This is a genomic window from Salinibacterium sp. GXW1014 (assembly GCF_044769865.1).
In the GTDB taxonomy this organism is placed as follows: Bacteria; Actinomycetota; Actinomycetes; order Actinomycetales; family Microbacteriaceae; genus Homoserinimonas.
The window spans coordinates 507,063-523,558 of the sequence record NZ_JBIZWA010000001.1 but is presented as its reverse complement, the minus strand read 5'-3'; the positions used below and the strand labels follow the sequence as shown (position 1 = coordinate 523,558).

The 16,496-nt window shown below is 68.1% G+C and carries 22 protein-coding genes; 14 read left to right on the top strand and 8 right to left on the bottom strand.

The window, feature by feature from the left end:
- Positions 1-84 precede the first annotated feature (84 nt).
- The 3 genes from ACIQK7_RS02530 (at position 85) to ACIQK7_RS02520 (ending at position 2,948) form a co-directional block, all read left to right on the top strand.
- Positions 85-702 (top strand): TetR/AcrR family transcriptional regulator, encoded by a 618-nt coding sequence (locus tag ACIQK7_RS02530; protein ID WP_403020933.1) that lies wholly within the window; start codon positions 85-87, stop codon positions 700-702.
- A 23-nt stretch (positions 703-725) separates the two neighbouring features.
- Positions 726-2,360: an MDR family MFS transporter gene (locus ACIQK7_RS02525; protein ID WP_403020931.1), complete on the top strand. Its 1,635-nt coding sequence runs from the start codon at positions 726-728 to the stop codon at positions 2,358-2,360.
- A gap of 192 nt (positions 2,361-2,552) precedes the next feature.
- The gene (locus ACIQK7_RS02520; RefSeq protein WP_403020929.1) at positions 2,553-2,948 is read left to right on the top strand and encodes a YchJ family protein; all 396 of its coding nucleotides are present in this window, start codon (positions 2,553-2,555) and stop codon (positions 2,946-2,948) included.
- 8 nt (positions 2,949-2,956) lie between these two features.
- On the opposite strand, the gene ACIQK7_RS02515 is transcribed toward ACIQK7_RS02520, so the two are convergent.
- A complete protein-coding gene (locus tag ACIQK7_RS02515; RefSeq protein ID WP_403020927.1) occupies positions 2,957-3,772 on the bottom strand; it encodes a DUF1206 domain-containing protein in 816 nt (271 codons plus the stop codon).
- 162 nt (positions 3,773-3,934) lie between these two features.
- Between ACIQK7_RS02515 and ACIQK7_RS02510 the strand changes: the two genes are divergently transcribed.
- The gene (locus tag ACIQK7_RS02510) at positions 3,935-4,099 is read left to right on the top strand and encodes a CsbD family protein (protein ID WP_147722482.1); all 165 of its coding nucleotides are present in this window, start codon (positions 3,935-3,937) and stop codon (positions 4,097-4,099) included.
- A 101-nt stretch (positions 4,100-4,200) separates the two neighbouring features.
- Positions 4,201-4,941 (top strand): Pr6Pr family membrane protein, encoded by a 741-nt coding sequence (locus tag ACIQK7_RS02505; RefSeq protein WP_403020923.1) that lies wholly within the window; start codon positions 4,201-4,203, stop codon positions 4,939-4,941.
- Between the two features lie 7 nt (positions 4,942-4,948).
- Here ACIQK7_RS02505 and ACIQK7_RS02500 read toward each other — a convergent pair whose 3' ends face one another.
- Positions 4,949-5,245, bottom strand: a complete 297-nt coding sequence (locus tag ACIQK7_RS02500) for an acylphosphatase (RefSeq protein ID WP_403020921.1) — start codon at positions 5,243-5,245, stop codon at positions 4,949-4,951.
- A gap of 34 nt (positions 5,246-5,279) precedes the next feature.
- Between ACIQK7_RS02500 and ACIQK7_RS02495 the strand changes: the two genes are divergently transcribed.
- The 3 genes from ACIQK7_RS02495 to ACIQK7_RS02485 all read left to right on the top strand — a co-directional run bounded on the left by ACIQK7_RS02495 (position 5,280) and on the right by ACIQK7_RS02485 (position 7,318).
- A complete protein-coding gene (locus tag ACIQK7_RS02495) occupies positions 5,280-5,822 on the top strand; it encodes a DUF1697 domain-containing protein (RefSeq protein ID WP_403020919.1) in 543 nt (180 codons plus the stop codon).
- Between the two features lie 73 nt (positions 5,823-5,895).
- The gene (locus ACIQK7_RS02490) at positions 5,896-6,447 is read left to right on the top strand and encodes an ASCH domain-containing protein (RefSeq protein WP_403020916.1); all 552 of its coding nucleotides are present in this window, start codon (positions 5,896-5,898) and stop codon (positions 6,445-6,447) included.
- 118 nt (positions 6,448-6,565) lie between these two features.
- On the top strand, positions 6,566-7,318 hold the full coding sequence (locus ACIQK7_RS02485; protein WP_403020914.1) for an SDR family NAD(P)-dependent oxidoreductase: 753 nt from the start codon (positions 6,566-6,568) through the stop codon (positions 7,316-7,318).
- Positions 7,319-7,366: 48 nt separating this feature from the next.
- Here ACIQK7_RS02485 and ACIQK7_RS02480 read toward each other — a convergent pair whose 3' ends face one another.
- Entirely contained in the window at positions 7,367-7,564 is a 198-nt protein-coding gene (locus ACIQK7_RS02480; RefSeq protein ID WP_403020912.1) for a hypothetical protein, read from the bottom strand.
- A gap of 38 nt (positions 7,565-7,602) precedes the next feature.
- Positions 7,603-8,733 (bottom strand): helix-turn-helix domain-containing protein, encoded by a 1,131-nt coding sequence (locus ACIQK7_RS02475; protein ID WP_403020911.1) that lies wholly within the window; start codon positions 8,731-8,733, stop codon positions 7,603-7,605.
- 124 nt (positions 8,734-8,857) lie between these two features.
- Between ACIQK7_RS02475 and ACIQK7_RS02470 the strand changes: the two genes are divergently transcribed.
- Genes ACIQK7_RS02470 through ACIQK7_RS02455 form a run of 4 tightly spaced genes read left to right on the top strand, consistent with a single transcriptional unit; the run spans position 8,858 to position 13,042 of the window.
- A complete protein-coding gene (locus ACIQK7_RS02470) occupies positions 8,858-10,186 on the top strand; it encodes an NAD(P)-binding domain-containing protein (RefSeq protein WP_325209368.1) in 1,329 nt (442 codons plus the stop codon).
- Positions 10,183-11,004 carry an SDR family NAD(P)-dependent oxidoreductase gene (locus ACIQK7_RS02465; protein ID WP_325209367.1) on the top strand — a complete coding sequence of 274 codons (822 nt, stop codon included), beginning with the start codon at positions 10,183-10,185 and terminating at the stop codon, positions 11,002-11,004. The genes ACIQK7_RS02470 and ACIQK7_RS02465 overlap by 4 nt, the downstream gene beginning before the upstream one ends.
- Entirely contained in the window at positions 11,001-12,338 is a 1,338-nt protein-coding gene (locus tag ACIQK7_RS02460) for an MFS transporter (protein ID WP_403020909.1), read from the top strand. The genes ACIQK7_RS02465 and ACIQK7_RS02460 overlap by 4 nt, the downstream gene beginning before the upstream one ends.
- Positions 12,335-13,042, top strand: a complete 708-nt coding sequence (locus tag ACIQK7_RS02455) for a TSUP family transporter (protein ID WP_403020907.1) — start codon at positions 12,335-12,337, stop codon at positions 13,040-13,042. The genes ACIQK7_RS02460 and ACIQK7_RS02455 overlap by 4 nt, the downstream gene beginning before the upstream one ends.
- A 16-nt stretch (positions 13,043-13,058) precedes the next feature.
- On the opposite strand, the gene ACIQK7_RS02450 is transcribed toward ACIQK7_RS02455, so the two are convergent.
- From ACIQK7_RS02450 to ACIQK7_RS02440, 3 genes are read right to left on the bottom strand one after another with little or no spacing between them, the layout of a single operon-like run.
- On the bottom strand, positions 13,059-13,376 hold the full coding sequence (locus ACIQK7_RS02450) for a cupin domain-containing protein (protein ID WP_403020905.1): 318 nt from the start codon (positions 13,374-13,376) through the stop codon (positions 13,059-13,061).
- 28 nt (positions 13,377-13,404) lie between these two features.
- Complete coding sequence (locus ACIQK7_RS02445; RefSeq protein WP_403020903.1) at positions 13,405-14,205, bottom strand: hypothetical protein; 801 nt, start codon at positions 14,203-14,205, stop codon at positions 13,405-13,407.
- Positions 14,199-14,759: a hypothetical protein gene (locus tag ACIQK7_RS02440; protein WP_403020900.1), complete on the bottom strand. Its 561-nt coding sequence runs from the start codon at positions 14,757-14,759 to the stop codon at positions 14,199-14,201. Before ACIQK7_RS02440 ends, ACIQK7_RS02445 begins: the two co-directional genes overlap by 7 nt.
- Before the next feature lie 79 nt (positions 14,760-14,838).
- Here ACIQK7_RS02440 and ACIQK7_RS02435 point away from each other — a divergent pair, with 79 nt between their 5' ends.
- Together ACIQK7_RS02435 and ACIQK7_RS02430 are read left to right on the top strand one after the other, a co-directional pair.
- Positions 14,839-15,477 (top strand): maleylpyruvate isomerase family mycothiol-dependent enzyme, encoded by a 639-nt coding sequence (locus tag ACIQK7_RS02435; protein ID WP_403020897.1) that lies wholly within the window; start codon positions 14,839-14,841, stop codon positions 15,475-15,477.
- The gene (locus ACIQK7_RS02430; RefSeq protein ID WP_403020895.1) at positions 15,474-15,689 is read left to right on the top strand and encodes a hypothetical protein; all 216 of its coding nucleotides are present in this window, start codon (positions 15,474-15,476) and stop codon (positions 15,687-15,689) included. Before ACIQK7_RS02435 ends, ACIQK7_RS02430 begins: the two co-directional genes overlap by 4 nt.
- Before the next feature lie 96 nt (positions 15,690-15,785).
- Here the strand turns inward: ACIQK7_RS02430 and ACIQK7_RS02425 are convergent, their stop codons facing one another.
- A complete protein-coding gene (locus ACIQK7_RS02425) occupies positions 15,786-16,487 on the bottom strand; it encodes a M50 family metallopeptidase (protein ID WP_403020893.1) in 702 nt (233 codons plus the stop codon).
- Between the last annotated feature and the right edge of the window lie 9 nt (positions 16,488-16,496).

Below are 16,496 nucleotides of genomic sequence, written 5' to 3'. Positions count from 1 at the left end.
GAGTAACAGGGGTGATGGGGCGACGACACGTTCCCAAGTTGGGGTATTTTGCACTTTGATTCGACAAGTGCAATACTGCACTCCGTGATTCAGAGTGCAAGCGATCGGCGGGCCGAGCTTCGGCGCGAGATCACCGCCTACGCGCGGCGCCTCACGGCCACGTCGGGGCTGCAGGGTTTCACGGTCGAAGACCTCTGCGAGCACGCCGGCATCTCGCGCCGCACCTTCTTCAACTACTTCCCAGGCAAAGAGCAGGCGGTCATCGGCGAATACGGTGACGGCGTCGATCCCGCCGCCGTCGACGCTTTTCTCGACGGGCGTGCCGACGGCATCAAGGGCATCTCCCCGAACCTCCTCGAAGACCTCCTGACGCTCGCGGCCGCACATTTCGCGGTCATCGGCCTCACCCCAGCGGAAGCCGGCGCATTCTTCGCTGCCGCCCACCGCGAGCCCAAGCTCGTCGAGCAGCTCATGCGCCGCGGCGAGGAGCACCACCACTACATGACGATGCTCGTCGGCACCCGCGAGGGCCTCGTCTCCGAGCATCCGGTCGCCCACATGGCGGTCACGCTGTGTGACGCGATCGTGCAATCGGGCGTGCGGCAGTTCCTCAGCCCTGACAACACGCACACCCTCCCCGAGATCTTCCAAACGCGACTCGACGCGGCCAAGCAAATCTTCGCCGCCGCGCTCCCGAACTGACCGTCTCCCAGCAAGGAACCCCCATGACATCCGTTTCTTCCGCGCCCGCGCCGATCCTGCTCACGCAGCGGCGCATCTGGGTCATCTTCGGCGCGCTCATCGCCGGCATGATGCTCGCGAGCCTCGACCAGACGATCGTCTCGACCGCCATGCCCACGATCGTCGGCCAACTGGGCGGCGTCGAGCACCAGGCATGGATCACGACCGCCTACCTGCTCGCGACCACGATCGTCATGCCGATCTACGGCAAGTTCGGCGACGTGCTGGGGCGGCGCAACCTGTTCCTCGTCGCGATCGCCCTGTTCACGCTCGCCTCGATCGGCTGTGCCTTCGCGGGTGACTTCTGGAGCTTCGTGGTCTTCCGTGCGGCGCAGGGCCTCGGCGGCGGTGGCCTCATGATCCTCTCGCAGGCGATCATCGCCGATATTGTGCCCGCGAGCGAGCGCGGCAAGTACCTCGGCCCCCTCGGCGCGATCTTCGGCGTCTCTGCCGTCGCCGGCCCCCTCCTCGGCGGCTTCTTCGTCGACCACATGACCTGGCAGTGGGCCTTCTACATCAACATCCCGATCGGCATCGCGGCCTTCCTCATCTGCTGGTTCGCGTTGCGCCTGCCCAGCAAGAAGGCGACCCACAAGATCGACATCCTCGGCGTCGTGACACTCTCGATCGCCACGACCTGTCTCATCTTCTTCAGCGAGTTCGGCGGCAACGCCGACCACGGCTGGGATGCCCCGGAGACCTGGTTGTGGGGCGCCGGCATGCTCATCGCGGCGGGCCTGTTCGTGTGGGTCGAGGCGAAGGCGGAGGATCCGATCATCCCGCTGTCGTTCTTCCGCAACCCGATCTTCGTCAACGCAACCGCGATCGGCTTCACGCTCGGACTCGGCATGTTTGCGGCGATCGCCTTCGTGCCGACGTTCCTGCAGATGTCGTCCGGCACATCCGCCGCCGTCTCTGGCCTGCTGATGATCCCCATGATGGTGGGCGTCATGGGCACCTCGATCTTCTCGGGTCTCGCGATCACGAAGACGGGCAAGTACAAGATCTACCCGATCCTCGGCACGCTCGTCACGGCGGGCGCGATGCTCCTCTTCACAGGGCTGACGGCCGAGACTCCGGTCTGGCTCATCTGCGTCTACCTGTTCCTCTTCGGCGCGGGTCTCGGCCTCATCATGCAGGTCGTCGTGCTCGTGACGCAGAACGCGGTCGCACCGAATGACATCGGCTCGGCGACGAGCACCAACAACTACTTCCGCGAGGTGGGGGCCTCCCTCGGTGTCGCGATCTTCGGTGCGCTCTTCACGAACCGTCTCTCAGAGAACCTCACGAAGGTGTTCACGGATGCGGGGGCGGATGCCGCGTCGGCAAGCAAAGCGACCGCGACCCTCGACCCACAGACACTGAACGAGTTGCCCGACGAGGTGCGCGACGGCATCGTCACGGCGTATGCGGACTCGCTCGCGCCCGTGTTCTGGTACCTCATCCCCTTCCTCCTGCTCGCCTTCGTGCTCGCCCTCTTCCTCAAGCAGATCCCGCTCTCCGACACGGCCGGCATGGTCGCGCGCGGCGAGGCGATCGGCGGCGAGGAAGCCGAACGGCTCGAAGCGCAGCAGCGGCACGCAGCGCAGTCCGCAGACGCAGGCGCGCAGCGGGAGTAGTGCCGGCGAGTTCCCGAGTAGTGGAGCAAGCTTCACGGGGCGGCCGTTGCGGCGGTCGGCCAGCGCTTCTACATGCGGTTAACAGCAACGTTTCTGCGTGCGCGGCGGCGTGGCGGAGGCGACGCGCCGAGGGCACGAGCAGAACGGTTGCTGTTCACCGCACTCGGGGCGCGCGGCTGGGATGATGGGTGCGTGACTGCACCCACGCGATGCCCGTGCCTCAGCGGCGAATCCTATGACGAGTGCTGCGGCCGCTACCACCGGGGCGAGGCATCCGCCCCCACGGCGGAGCGGCTCATGCGGTCGCGATTCAGTGCCTTTGCGGTGGGCGACGCCGACTATCTGCTGGTGACGTGGCATCCGTCGACCCGGCCCGACTCGCTCGAGCTCGATGAGCGTCTGCGCTGGTACCGCCTCGACATCCACCGTGCCGAGGCGGGCGGCCTCAGCGACGACGGCGGCATCGTCGAGTTCACCGCGTACTTCAAGCCGACGCCCGGGGCGGATGCCGCGGCGGGCAGCCAGCACGAGGTGAGCCGGTTTGCGCGCGTCGACGGGCGGTGGCGGTACCTCGACGCGGTGGGGTGAGTCGCGGTTCAGCGGCGGATGTAGACGCCGCGCGCCGCGAGGTACAGGCCGTGCACCATGAATCCGCCCGCGATGGCGAAGAGCGGCACGGGCCCCGTCGGCAGTTCTGCGAGCCATCGGATGGCGCCGTCGAGTCCTGAGGTCCAGCTGGAGTCGGTGAAGAGGGCGCCGGCGGCGAAGAGCCCGCCAACGACGATGAGGGCGAGCCCTTTCATGATGTGGCCGATCATGCCGATGACAACGATCACGCCGCCGAGGAGGTTGTGGGGCGGCTGGATGTCTTCGAGAAAGTTGCGGCTGCCCCCGCGGAAGACAAACGCGACACCGACGCCGCCGACGATCGCGCCGATGGCCGCGAGCACGAACACGCCGCCGGGAAAGTCGATCAGCATGGTGCTCGCGATGCGGGTCGACTCGGCGGCGTTCGGGCGGCCCCCGATCGCGAAGGCCAGGCATGCCAGGCCAACACCGGCGAAGCCGATCGCCTTCGCGTGGTTGCGCAGCCATCGCGGGAAGATCTTCGAGTCGTCGGCGCCGGCGGTGAGCGACCCTGTCCACTGCCAGAGGCCGAGCCCGACGAGGGCGACCCCGGCAACCCACAGCACGAAGACGCCGCCGGGCGTGTCGGCGACCGCCTCGAGGGCACCGGTCTGGTCGGCGTTGCCCTGGAACCCCTGCACGACCGCCACCGCGAGCACCCCGATGAGCACATGCACGATGCCACTCGCGAAGAGGCCGGCGCGCGCCAGCCAGCGCACGGGCCGGCTGTGGCTGGCCTCGCGCATCCGTTCGCGCTTGCCGCGCTCCTGGTCGTCGTTCGTCATCCCCTTCTTGATAGCACCGAAACGACTCCCGCCAGGTCCTTGGGATGTCGCTCCGCGGCACGCGACCGGGATGCTGTGAGTCGCTTGGGAGGATGCGCCACCGAGCGATTCCGGGGCTAACGTCTGACGCACCCATTGCCGATAGGAAAGGACGGTGTTCACATGAGTGACAAGTTCGAGAACAAGGCAGAGGAACTCGGCGGCAAGGCCAAGGAGGCCACCGGCAAGGTGACCGACAACGAGCGCCTTGAGGCCGAAGGCAAGATGGACCAGTCGAAGGCCAACCTCAAGCAGGCTGGCGAGAACGTGAAGGACGCGTTCAAGTAGATTTCACGACGACTGTCGATGCAGGCGGCGGCGCTTCGGCGTCGCCGCTTTCGTCTGTGCGGATGCCGTGTCGACGGCAGCGGAGACCATAGGCTCTCTCCATGGCCGAAGATGACCTGCCCGGCGCGACCGCGGGCACGCCTGGGGGAGCCGCGCGCGAAGGCATGGGGCGAAGCATCCGTCTCGCTGCACTTGTCTGGCGGCTCGTGCTGCTGGTGGTGTGCGCCTATGGGCTGTTCCTGAACACGGGGCTCGACCAGGGCGCGCTCGACCTGCAGTCGTTCAGCTACTTCACGATCCAGAGCAACCTGCTCGTGCTGCTCGCCTACCTGTGGGTGACGGGCCGCACGTTCGGCGCACTCGGTGGCGGCAGGCGCCCGCTTCCGGTGCTCGTGCCGTGGCTCGCCGGCATCGTGCTCGTCGCGATCACGATCACGGGCCTCGTCTACAACTTCGTGCTCGTGCCCCGGGATGTCGCGCTCGGCACCTTCGACGGCGGCGACCTCGCGGACCTCCTCGTGCACACGTGGGTGCCGCTGCTCGCCGTCGGTGATTGGTTGCTGTTCTCGCCGAAGGGCCGGTTCCGCTGGTGGTACGCCGTGCTGTGGCTCGTCACGCCCGCGGCCTACGCGATCTTCGCGTTCATCCGCGCCGAGCTCGGCCCGGTGCTCACAGGGGTGGGCAGCCGCTACCCCTACTTCTTCCTCGACGCTGACGAGTTCGGCTGGGGTGCCGTCGGCGTCAACGTGGTCTGGTTGCTCGTCGGCTTCCTGGTGCTCGGGCTCGTTGTCGTGCTGATCGACCGGATGCTCGCACTCGGGCTTCGACGCCTCCGCCGCTGAGCGTCCCCTAGTGGATCGTGAACCCGGCGCTGCCGTCGGGTGACAGCTCGTCGACGTCGACACCGTCGACTCGGGCGAACTGCGAACCGCGGTGCAGGAAGTCGATCATGTCGTCGACCTGCTCAGGGCTGGCCTCGATCTCGGCCAGCACGGTGCCGTCCTGCTGATTTCTGACCCAGCCGCTCGCGCCGATCTCGGTGGCGTGCTCGGCGGCGGCCCAGCGGAATCCGACACCCTGCACGACCCCGTGCACGGTGGCGCGGATGCGGCGGCGGGCGATGTCGTCGGAGGGTGTGGCATCCATGTTCCTATTCTGCTGCGGGTGGGATGCTGGGGGAATGGAGCGTCGAGCCTGGCTGGTGAGGGCTGTCAACGTTGGCGGCACCGCGAAACTGCCGATGGCGCAGTGGCGCGCCCTCGCGGAGGAGCTGGGGGCCACGGATGTCGCGACCTACATTGCATCCGGAAACCTGCTGTGCACCCCTCCCGGCGACCCGGCTGACTTCGCGCGAGCACTGGAACGCGAGGTCGAGGAGCGGTTCGGATTCTTCCGCGAGGTCGTGTCGCGGACGCGCGCCGAGCTGGAGGCCGCGCTGCGGGAGTTCCCCTTCGGTGAGCATGACCCGAAGTTCGCGTACGTCACCTTTCTTGCTGGAGCCCCCTCCGCGGATGCCGTCGCAGCCGCGCATGAGGTGACCACGGGGCAGGACACCTGGGAACTGCGGGGCGAACACCTCTACATCCGCTACGCAGGCGGGGCGGGCACCGCGGACCCCGGAATGGCGAGGGTGGGGCGCATCCTCGGCGCGCCCGGCACCGCGCGCAACCTGTTGACCGTGCGGAAGCTGGTGGACTTGCTCTGCGCCCCCGCTCACTCCTGACGTAGCGCGCCGTCATAGGGTGGACCTCTCGCCCGCGGCGACGCAGGATGGATGCGACCCGATTGGAAGACCTATGACCACCCCATTGCCTGAGCCCGACATGACGGCGGCCGCCGAGCTCTGGCATGCCTACCGCGACGCGGTGCCGGGGCCGGATGGCGAGCATCCGTCGGTCGAGTTCTTCGGCGACTCGGTCGAGCTGGCGGACGACCTCCTGGCGCTCGTGCTGGAGGGCGGCAAGCGGGCGACGGCGACGCTCGTGGCCGAGTTCGAGGCCGATCGGCAGCCGTTGCCCCAGATCGGCGGACACTGGATCGCCTGCGACGGACGCGGCGCACCCGTCGTCATACTCAGGTCGACGGAGCTCCGCCTCGGGCCGGTGCGCAGCGTCGACGACGCCTTCGCCTGGGATGAGGGCGAGGGTGACCGCAGCCGCGATGGCTGGTTGGAGAGCCACACGCGCTATTGGCGGCGTGTGGCGGAGGCCCGCAGCATCCGCTGGTCTGACGACGCTGAGGTCGTGTTCGAGCGCTTCACGGTCGTGTGGCCGCCCGAGCACGCAGACGAAGCGGATGCCGCGGCAGACCTCGGCGCGATGGACATGCCGCCCGTCGCGGAGCCATGAACATCACCTGTATACGTATGAATGGAATTTTCCCAGCAGAGACGGGTTGTATTGAGGGACTGACCACGAGGCCAGCGGTTCACCAAGCAGCACCCCACGAGGGCGCAAGGAGGATGAAATGACCAAGGAATTCGAAGGAAAGATCGCACTCGTCACGGGCGGAGGTTCGGGCATCGGCAAGGCCGTCGCGCTGGGACTCGCCGCGGGTGGTGCGAGCGTCGTCGTGAACGACCTGAAGCAGGATGTGGCGCAGAAGGTCGTCGATGACATCGTCGCCGCGGGCGGCAAGGCCACAGCGATTGCCGGTGACGTCGGCAACCCCGATGACGTGAAGGCGGCCGTCGACCGCGCCGTCTCGGAGTACGGCGCGCTCCACCTCGCCTTCAACAACGCCGGGATCGGCGGGCCGCAGGGGCTCGCAGAAGACATCGACATCGAGGGCTACAAGAAGCTCATGGATGTGAACCTGCACTCGGTGTTCTACGGCATGCACTTCCAGGCACCCGAGATCGTGAAGGCCGGCGGTGGGGCGATCGTGAACACGTCGTCGATCCTTGGCATTGTGGGGGACGCGGCCGCGCTGCCGTATGTCGCCGCGAAGCACGGCGTCGCTGGCATGACCAAGGCGGCGGCCATCAGCTATGCGCCGAAGGGCGTGCGCATTAACTCGGTGCACCCCGGCTACATCGACACCCCGCTCCTTGCGGGCCTGCCGAAGGATGTGTACGACGGCCTCGTCTCGAAGCATCCGATCGGTCGTCTCGGTTCGGCCGATGAGGTCGCGGCGCTCGTGCTGTTCCTGCTGAGCGACAAGGCGAGCTACGTCACCGGGTCGCAGCACCTGGTCGATGGTGGCTACACGGCGCAGTAATCGCCGCGTGAGTCTTGGGCCGTCCCGCGAGGGGCGGCCCTTTCTCGTCTATTCGTCGCCCGGGATGATCGGCCGCGGGCTCGAAACGGGCGGGGTGTCGGCGGGCGCCGTTGGGTGAATGTCGTCTCCCGGCTCGTCGCCGTTAAGCGCCTGCGTGATGAGCAGGCCGATCACGATCACCGCGGCGATGGCGAGGAGGCCGACGCCGGCGAGAATCCAGTCGCGTTTGGCGGGGATGCTTGGCATGGGGTCCTCCTTTGGGTCTCGATGGTGCATTGAGTCTCTCAGAGCGCGAGCCACGTCGTGCAGAGCCACCACGCGTCGGCGGCACCCAACACGGAGCGTTCGTTGATGCCCGTGACGTCGACGAAGCGCTGCACACGGTTGCGCACGGTGTTCGGATGCACGAAGAGGCGTTCGGCGGCGGCCCCCACGTCCCGGTCGCACTCGAGCCATGCGACGACGGCTTCTGCGACGGGGCGGGCTGAGGTTCCCAGTTCACGCCACTCGGCGGCGCGGTGATCAACCAGCATCGCGGCGAGGTCAGGGCGATCGCCGAGGGCCACGAGACTCGCCACCTCGGCGACATGCACGAGGCCGGAGCATCCGCGATTCTGTGCGGCGGGCAGGGCTGACTCTGCGAGCCGTCGCGCGGGGCCGAGTCCGTCGGGCGTGACGGGGCCCGCGTAGCCGGCGACGGGCCCAACATCCGCGGAGCCGGCGACGGGGAGTGCGCCCGGCGGTGAGCCGACGACAGCGGCGAACCAGCCGCCGAGCCGTGCTGCCACGTGACGGCCGGATGCCGCGCGTAGCGCAGCGTGCCAGTGAGGGGCGTCGGCGCCGTGGCCGACGATCACCCACAGCTGGCGATCAATCGGCAACCCGGCCTCCGTCGCGGCGAGCGTCGCAGCGGTGCCGCCCTCGAAGAGCCTGCGCAGGATCGACGCATCCCGGTCGTGTGCAACGGGGTTGGCGGTCGCCGCCGCGGCGCGGTGCGCGACGACGAGGCGCGAACGCACAGACTCCGCCCAGTCGTCGTAGAGTTCGCGCACGTCGAACAGCAGCTCGGATGAGACGCCGGAGGCGGGGGCAAGCTCTCGCGCGCGGGTCCAGATCGTGCGCTCGGAGACATGAACCGCGCCGAGCACGGCCTCAAGCGGCACGCCCTGCTTGGCCCGCGTCTCGGCGAAGTCCTCGACGAAGGAGAGCTCGGCCTCGCTCGGTCCTCGCCGATCGGCGAGAGCCCGCGTCGCGGCGAAGATGAGGGCCCGCGTGTGGCCCACGATGTCTTCCGTCGTGAGGGCGGCCGATTCGCGAACGAGTGCCCGCACGGAGGTCACGACACCCCGAAGGAGGTCGTCGTCTGTGGCGATGCGGTCGATGAGGGTGGCGACGGGTGCCCACTCTGCTTCCATGCCCCAACACTGGCCGTGCTTGTGCTGCAGCACAAGCGGAGGGCACGAATCGGTGTAGTAATCCACGCCGCGCTGGGGATCGCGCCTCTAGATTGGGTTCGACCACAACGAGGTGAGGAGTTCCATGGCGCGGATTGCCGTGATCGGGGCGGGGGCAGCGGGACTGGCGGCCACCAAGGCGCTGCTCGACGTTGGAGCTGAGGTCGTCACCTATGAGAAGGGCGACCGGGCGGGCGGGCTCTGGGTGCGTGGCAATCGCAGCGGGCTCTCACCGGCCTACGACTCGCTGCACCTCAACACGAGCCGCACGCGCACCGAGTTCGCCGATCTGCCGATGCCGACCGACTGGCCGGACTACCCGAGCGTTGACCTCGTCGCCGGCTACCTCGCCGACTACGCCGAGCGCTTCGGCCTCACACAACACATCCGCTTCTCAACGGGGGTGGAGTCAGTCGAGCGTGACGATGACGGCTGGCTCGTGACATCCGACGACGGTGCCAGCGGCCGCTTCGACCGCGTCGTCGTCGCCAACGGCCACAACTGGGACCCACGCTGGCCGAGCCCCGCGTACCAGGGCGACTTTGCGGGCGAGCAGATGCACGCGCACGACTACCGCACCCCGGAGGTCTTCGCGGGCAAGCGCGTGATGGTGGTGGGGATGGGCAACTCGGCGATGGACATCGCCGTCGACGCCTCCTATGTCTCGAGCGGTCCCGTGCTCCTGTCGTCGCGTCACGGCGTCTTCATCGTGCCCAAGTATGTGTTCGGCAAGCCCTCCGACCAGGTCAACGGCCTGCTCTCCGTGCTGCCGTGGCGCCTGCGCCAGACGATCGCGCAGACGATGCTCGGCCTGGCGATCGGCCGGCCGGAACGCTACGGGCTGCCCGCTCCCAGCGGTGGCCTCTTCCAGAACCATCCGACCATCAGTGACACGATCCTGCACCGGATGACGCATGGTGAGGTTGTCGCGAGGCCCGGCATCGCCCGGCTCGAGGGTGACAGGGTCGCGTTCACCGACGGCGGCTCTGATCCCGTGGACGTCATCGTGTGGGCGACCGGCTACCGGGTGACCATTCCCTTTCTCTCCGAGACCTGGCTCGGCCCCGACGCGGAGGCGATGCCGCTGTACCAGCGCGTCTTTCATCTCGACGACCCGACCCTCGCCTTCGTGGGCCTCATGCAGTCGACCGGCGCTGCGCTGCCCGTGCTTGAGGCACAGGCGAAGCTCCTCGCAGCCCACGTCTCGGGCCGCTACGCACTGCCGTCGCCGGCCGAGCAACGTGACGCCGTTGCCCGACACCTGCGGGCCGCGACCGCGCGGTGGGGCCAGCGGCGCCCCGCCATGCGTGTGGACTTCGATGGCTACGTGGCCGCGATTCCCCGCGAGATCCGGGCAGGCGAGGCACGAGCCCGCCGCGCCGCCACCCCACAGCGAGAGCGAGTGACCGCATGAGACTCAAGGATGCACGGGGCACGCGCGTGCTCATCACGGGAGCGTCGGGCACCTTCGGCCGCGCGATCACGGCGCGCCTGCAGCAGGAGGGCGCGACGGTCGTTGGTCTCGACATGGTTGCAGATGAGGCATCCGGAATCATCGCGTGCGACATCACCGATGACGCGCAGGTGGCGGATGCCGTGCAGCGAGCGATCGCGCAGTTGGGCGGCCTCGACGTGCTCATCAACAATGCGGGGGTCGGTGGGCCGGCCCCCGCGGAACTGCCCCCCGGCGCGGAGGTGCGCCGCCAACTCGACGTGAACCTCCTCGGCGCGTGGCGAGTGACCGCGGCGTGCGTCGCCGCGCTGGTCGAGTCCCGTGGGCGAGTCGTGATGCTGGCCTCGCGCATGGCCGTGATGCAGTTGCCGCTCGCGGCGGCCTACGGTGCCTCGAAGCGCGCCCTCGTCGCCTACGCGGATGCGCTCCGCATGGAACTCGGCACGCACGTGGGGGTGACGACGGTGTACCCGTCGTCGGTGCGCAGCCCTATTCACAGCTCGACGGCGGCTGCCGGCCTCTCGTTGGAGGGAATGAGTCGCTACGAGCCGCTGGAGGGAGTCGTCGACAAGGTCATGTTGGCGGCGCTCCGGCGACGCCCCCGCCGCGACGTGCCGACCACGAAACGTGGCGCGGTGGAGTTCTTCATCGCTCGCCACCTGCCCCACCTCAGCGACCGGATCGTCGCCCGCACACTCGCCCGGCGCGCCCAGTCCGGGGCGTTCGAGGGCGCACCACTCGCCGCCGGCGTTGTGGCCCGACAGGGAGGAACCCGATGAGCGTTGCCACTGAGGCGCCCGTGCGCGCCAAGCTCGGCCACCTTGCCAGCTATTCGAGCGGCTCGCTCGGCATGGGGGTCTGGGTCACGGTGCCCGGCCTGCTGCTGCTCTACTTCATGACCCACACGCTCGGCGTCTCGCCCCTCATCGCTGGGCTGACCTTGCTGCTGCCGAAGGTGATCGACGCGGTGGTGCATCCATTCCTCGGCTCCCTCAGCGACCGACAGGCGCGCAGGATTGGGCACCGGCGAAGGATGCTGTGGTGGGGCGTCGGCCTCGCGGTCGCGATGACGGCGATGTTCTCGGTGCCATCGGCGCTTGAGGGGTGGACCGCCGCGCTGTGGATCGGCGCGTGGTACATCGTCGGCAACCTGCTCTTCGCGTGCTTCCAGGTGCCGTATCTGACCACGCCCTCCGACCTGAAGATCGGCTACCACGAGCGCACGCGGGTGTTCATGTTCCGCATGGTGTTCCTCACGGTCGGTCTGCTTGGTGCTGGCGTGGCTGCGCCCGCGCTCGTGAAGTCGGGCGAGCGCGGCGACTATGCGCAGATGGCGCTCCTGCTCTCGGCGGTCATGATCGCGACCGGTGTGATCGGCATCCTGGGTGTGCGGCGGCTGACCGAGCATGCGGGATTCCGCGAACCGGATGCCCACGATCATTCCTTCTGGAGCGACCTCAAGGTCGCCTGGCTCGACCGGGACTTCCGCGCGCTCGTGCTCTCCTACCTGTTCACGGGCACCGTGACGCACCTCTTCCTCGCAGCGGTGCCGTTCTACACGCAGTACGTGTTCGGCAACACCGGGCTCACCTCGCTGTTCATGGGGGCGTTCCTCGCTCCTGCGATCTTCGCCAGCCCGCTGTGGCTCAAGGTGTCGAAGCGCATCGGCAAGCAGCGAGGGCTGCTGTTATCGCAGCTGATCTTCATCGGCGGCTCGCTCGTGCTCATCGCGGGCGGGATGCTCGGGGTGGCGATCACGGCCGTTGTCGTCGTCGTGCTCGGGATCTCCTTCGCGGGGCTGCAGCTGTTCGCGTTCTCGATGGTTCCGGATGCGGTGGCGGCAGCCGAGCGGCGGGGATCGTCTCGGGCGGGCGCCTACACGGGCGTGTGGACCGCGACGGAGGCCACGGGCACGGCGATCGGCCCGTACGTGTATTCGGCGGTGCTGGCGATCGGCGGCTTCGTGTCGACGACGGCGGGGCAGGAAGTCGTGCAGGCCGACTCGGCTCACACGGCACTCGTGATCGGCTTCACTCTCGTGCCGGCCGTGCTCATGGCGGTCGCCATGGTCTTCCAATCACGCTGCCGCCTGGACAGCGCCGCAGACAGGTGACCCCCGACCTCGTCTTCGCCCTGTCGCTCCTCGGCATCACGGTCGGTGCCTTCGTGCAGGCGGCGACCGGTATGGGGTTCTCGCTCGTCTCCGCTCCGCTGCTCATCATGCACCTCGGCCCGCGCGAGGGCGTTGCGGCAGTCGTCGTGCTGGCGGCGCTCTCCTCCCTGCTGCCGCTCGCGAGGGACGGCCGACACGGCCAACCGGGCGCGGTTGCCCGGTTGCTGATCCCCACCCTGCTCTGCACGCCGCTCATCGCGTGGGGGCTCGCGGACGTCGACACGAGGTGGCTCGCCCTCGTGGCCGGACTCGGGGTCATTGTCGCGGTCGGCATCCTGGCGAGCGGAGTGCGATGGAAGTGGCTGAGGCATCCGCTGGGCGCCATCTCGACGGGGGCCACGAGTGCCCTGCTCAACGTGGTCGGGGGCGTCGGTGGGCCGCCGATCGGCATCTACGCAGCCAACGCGGGCTGGGCCGCCGTCACCACCCGCGCCAACATGCACAGCTTCTTCATCGTGCAGAACCTCGCGACGGCGCTCGTTCTCGGCATCGTGTTGCCGGGACTGTCGCAGCTCGCGGCGCTCGCCGTCGGCACCGTGCTCGGCGTGTGGCTGGCGCCGCGGGTTTCCGCACCACTGCTGCGCTGGGTGGTGCTTGGCATTTCACTTATCGGCGGCGTGAGCCTCGTGGTGGGTGCCTTGTAGCGGCTGGTGACGCGGCTCAGCTGATGAGGGTGAGCATGAGCCGAGCATCCGTGACCGCTTCGACCTCGTGTCGAACGCCCTTGTCGAAGCGGATGATCGTGCCAGGCCTCAGTGTGTGCGTCTCGCCCTCCGTGGTGATGCGGAGCTCACCGTCGAGGGCCTGCATGAGCAGGGTCTTCGGTGCGGCGTGGTCCTTCATCACGTGGCCGGCGGGGAAGGCGAGCACGATGACGCGCGCGTCGTCGGACTTGAGCACCGTGTGGTGGCTGAGCTTGTCGGCCTGCACGGGCGCGTTGTCGAGGAGGTCGTTGACGATGGTGACTGGTTCGCTCATGGTCCCAGCGTAGGTGGGGTATCGGCTCTCAGCAGCCGGGGCCGGCGGGGTCTTCGGCGCAGGTCTTGTCGACGAGCACGGTGTTGACGCTCACGACCTGGATCGTGTGGGGCGCGGATGCGATGGCGAGGGTTCCGGGGACCGGGAACCATGCGCCATCGCTCGCGTAGGCGGCGCGCACTGTGTAGTGGGTGATGAGGGTGACCGTGTAGGTGCCCTTGTCTGCGTAGGCGTGGCTCGTGGGAGTGCGGTCGAACTCAAGTAGGCCGAGACGCGTCCAGGTGGCGCCCGGTGTGGTGGTCATCTCGGTGGTGCCGTCGCCGTAGTGCCATTCGTAGGCGACAGGGGTGAACTCGGCGGATGCCGGTTGGCCCAGGAGCGTTCCCGTGCGGATGTGGGCGGTCGCGTCGGCGATGAAGTTCGTGTGAAGGTTGCGGACCGCGAATGCACCCGGCTCGGTCGTCGGGGCAGCAGGTGTCGGGGCGAAAGAGACGAAGTCGGAGATCGTGAGCGGGGCGGCGGGGTCGCGGTCTTCGGTGGGAACGACCCAGCAGCGGCCCTCGATGAAGACGTTGCCGGGGCAGGGGTCGTGGGGGAGCCACGGGGTTGGTTCGGGGAGAGTGAACTGTGCGGCGTAGGGGTTGGATGCTCCGGGGAGGACAGGGGCAGTCAGATCGGGCGTACGCGTCGTTTCCTCTGCTGTGAAGTCGACAGAGTCGCCACCAAGCGTCGCTGCCCAGCCGCGACTCTTAGACGGATCGGACTCTTCAGCGCCTGGGTTCGCCGCCAAGAGCAGTGTCAACGCGACTCGGAACGTGCGGCTCAGCATGTGAAATCAGTCCAAGGTTCCGACTCATCGAGGCGTACTGCAAGATCCGACCCGTTGGCCGTGACATGAAGTGTGACCTCGTGCAAGTACCTGGGCTCTTCGGAGATTCGTTGCACCAGCCTGCCGTCGGAGAAACGTGCCTCCACTTCGCCGCTATCCACACACGTGGTGACAATGAGAACGGTCGTGTCATCGTCGTTGAACATCTGCTGAAAGGAGGTGGCTTCAGCTCTAAAATTTCCAGTCTGCACGAGCTGCTGCTCCTGGAATGAATCCGCTAGCTGTCGTTCCGATTGCATTCGGCGTTCGGTGACGATCGACTCCAGCTTTTCGATACGAAGTCCCCCGGATTGGAAGACCGTGTTGGTCGCATCCCAGTACTTCTGAATGACTTCGTCCGCGGCAGCGACGGCCTCTTCCTCTGACACGAAGATCGGGGCATCCGCCGTCGCGCTCGGCGACGATGTCGGTGCAGCGCCGCCGGGCGACGGCGTGCACGAGGTCAGCAGGAGCAGGGCGACGGCAACCGTCGGGAGAGCTAGGGCACGCTGCATCCGCTCAGCGTAGGAAAGTGGGGCGAGCCGCGCGCGTCTTTTCCACAGTGGGAGGCGGGCCTGCCCATAGGTTGGGTCCATGGGGAAGCGGAGCGACGACCACCTCTGGGAGCTGATGCGGGCCGAGCGGGCGGCGCTCGCCGATGACCTCGCTGGGCTGAGCGACGAGCAGTGGCGGGCTGGCACGCTGTGCGGTGAGTGGTCCGTCGAAGACGTCGTAGCCCACCTCACCGCCGCGGGCAGCATGAACCAGTGGGCGTGGCTGCGCAGCATGCTCGGAGCGCGCTTCAACATGCACGTGCACAACCAGCGCCGCATCGACGAGCACAGGGGCGCCACCCCGGCCGAGACGCTCAAGCGTTTCCGGGCGGTCGTCGGCAGCACGACGGCTCCATCGGGCGACACGGTCGCCTACCTGGGCGAGGTCGTCGTGCACGCGCAGGACATCCGTCGTCCCTTGGGGCTGACGAGGGTTCCGGATGTCGCGGCCCTCACACCAGTCGCGGAGTTCTTCGCCGCACGGAACTTCGCCGTCAACAGCAAGAGCCTCGTCGCGGGACTGCGGCTGGAGGCATCCGATGGTCGGTTCAGCTCGGGGGCGGGCCCACTCGTCGCGGGGACGACGCTGGCGCTCGTCATGGCGATGGCTGGGCGCGGGGCATACCTCGACGAGCTGGATGGTCCGGGGGTCGAAGTGCTGCGGGAGCGGCTGGCGTGAGGCGCAACCCGGCGTGGGCATGGCGGCTGTGGTTCGCAGTGATTGCCGTCGCGGGGGTCGTGGTTGCGGCATCCGCTCTGCTTGCGTCTGGCGGAAACCTGGTCGGTGAGGTGGCGGTGCGCGGCGGCACGGTGCCGGCGGTCCTGGTCATCATGATCGGGCTGGCGCTGGCGGCGGGTGGCGTCGCCGGGTGGAAGTGGCGACGCGACTGAGAGTGCTCCCGCCCCGGCGGTGAGATGTGAGTTGTGCATCTTCAGACGCATCCGGAGGGTGCACAACTCGGATCTCACGCGCGGAGAGGCGAGAGACTAGCCGAGGTGCTGCAGGTACGACCACACCGCGAACGCCCAGCAGGCCGCGATGATGACCGCGAAGAGCAGCAACCACACGGGAGACGGCACCCCGGTGCGGCGGTAGAGGAGGTAGGCGTCGGATGTCGCGAGGTTGCCGCGGTTGCGCGTGTGCACCGCGATGACGGCGCCGAGCCCACGCACGGAACCGACCAGCAGTGCGATGCCGATCACCAGCAATGCGTATGACTGCACGTCGGCCGGCGCCGTGAACCAGAGGGCCGCGCTCACCGCAACCGAGCCCAGCACGACGAGCACGCCGAACAGGTTGCGGATCACGAGCAGTGTCAGCAGCAATGCCACCCCACCGGCGAAGAGCGCGATCGACGGGTAGCCGCTGAACACCGCCCACAATTGCCCCGCGCCGACGATCGCGGGCGCCGGGTAGCCCATGAGACTGCTGATGACGGCCCCTCCGCGTCCCGCGCTGAGCGCCTCACCCGAGTGGTTGCGACGGATGCGGATGCCCCGCACCACGCGCCCGGTCAGCATCGCCGCGACCGCGTGGCCGAGCTCGTGGACGAGGGTCGTGAAGAGGCCGAAGACCCTCCAGCTCTCCCGCGGGATGCTCACGAGTGCCGCCGCCCCGACGATCACGAGCATGACCCACGGCGACAGGTCGATCGGGTCGGCGCGCGTGAAAAGGGTGGACCAGTCCATCCTCCGAGT

Excerpts from the sequence above, each read along its gene's own strand:
- ACIQK7_RS02425 (WP_403020893.1), bottom strand. The coding sequence starts at position 16,487 with ATGGACTGGTCCACCCTTTTCACGCGCGCCGACCCGATCGACCTGTCG.
- ACIQK7_RS02440 (WP_403020900.1), bottom strand. The coding sequence starts at position 14,759 with ATGCAGCGTGCCCTAGCTCTCCCGACGGTTGCCGTCGCCCTGCTCCTG.
- ACIQK7_RS02495 (WP_403020919.1), top strand. The coding sequence starts at position 5,280 with ATGGAGCGTCGAGCCTGGCTGGTGAGGGCTGTCAACGTTGGCGGCACC.
- ACIQK7_RS02470 (WP_325209368.1), top strand. The coding sequence starts at position 8,858 with ATGGCGCGGATTGCCGTGATCGGGGCGGGGGCAGCGGGACTGGCGGCC.
- ACIQK7_RS02490 (WP_403020916.1), top strand. The coding sequence starts at position 5,896 with ATGACCACCCCATTGCCTGAGCCCGACATGACGGCGGCCGCCGAGCTC.
- ACIQK7_RS02485 (WP_403020914.1), top strand. The coding sequence starts at position 6,566 with ATGACCAAGGAATTCGAAGGAAAGATCGCACTCGTCACGGGCGGAGGT.
- ACIQK7_RS02505 (WP_403020923.1), top strand. The coding sequence starts at position 4,201 with ATGGCCGAAGATGACCTGCCCGGCGCGACCGCGGGCACGCCTGGGGGA.
- ACIQK7_RS02435 (WP_403020897.1), top strand. The coding sequence starts at position 14,839 with ATGGGGAAGCGGAGCGACGACCACCTCTGGGAGCTGATGCGGGCCGAG.
- ACIQK7_RS02480 (WP_403020912.1), bottom strand. The coding sequence starts at position 7,564 with ATGCCAAGCATCCCCGCCAAACGCGACTGGATTCTCGCCGGCGTCGGC.
- ACIQK7_RS02475 (WP_403020911.1), bottom strand. The coding sequence starts at position 8,733 with ATGGAAGCAGAGTGGGCACCCGTCGCCACCCTCATCGACCGCATCGCC.
- ACIQK7_RS02500 (WP_403020921.1), bottom strand. The coding sequence starts at position 5,245 with ATGGATGCCACACCCTCCGACGACATCGCCCGCCGCCGCATCCGCGCC.
- ACIQK7_RS02445 (WP_403020903.1), bottom strand. The coding sequence starts at position 14,205 with ATGCTGAGCCGCACGTTCCGAGTCGCGTTGACACTGCTCTTGGCGGCG.
- ACIQK7_RS02450 (WP_403020905.1), bottom strand. The coding sequence starts at position 13,376 with ATGAGCGAACCAGTCACCATCGTCAACGACCTCCTCGACAACGCGCCC.
- ACIQK7_RS02515 (WP_403020927.1), bottom strand. The coding sequence starts at position 3,772 with ATGACGAACGACGACCAGGAGCGCGGCAAGCGCGAACGGATGCGCGAG.
- ACIQK7_RS02465 (WP_325209367.1), top strand. The coding sequence starts at position 10,183 with ATGAGACTCAAGGATGCACGGGGCACGCGCGTGCTCATCACGGGAGCG.
- ACIQK7_RS02525 (WP_403020931.1), top strand. The coding sequence starts at position 726 with ATGACATCCGTTTCTTCCGCGCCCGCGCCGATCCTGCTCACGCAGCGG.
- ACIQK7_RS02510 (WP_147722482.1), top strand. The coding sequence starts at position 3,935 with ATGAGTGACAAGTTCGAGAACAAGGCAGAGGAACTCGGCGGCAAGGCC.
- ACIQK7_RS02460 (WP_403020909.1), top strand. The coding sequence starts at position 11,001 with ATGAGCGTTGCCACTGAGGCGCCCGTGCGCGCCAAGCTCGGCCACCTT.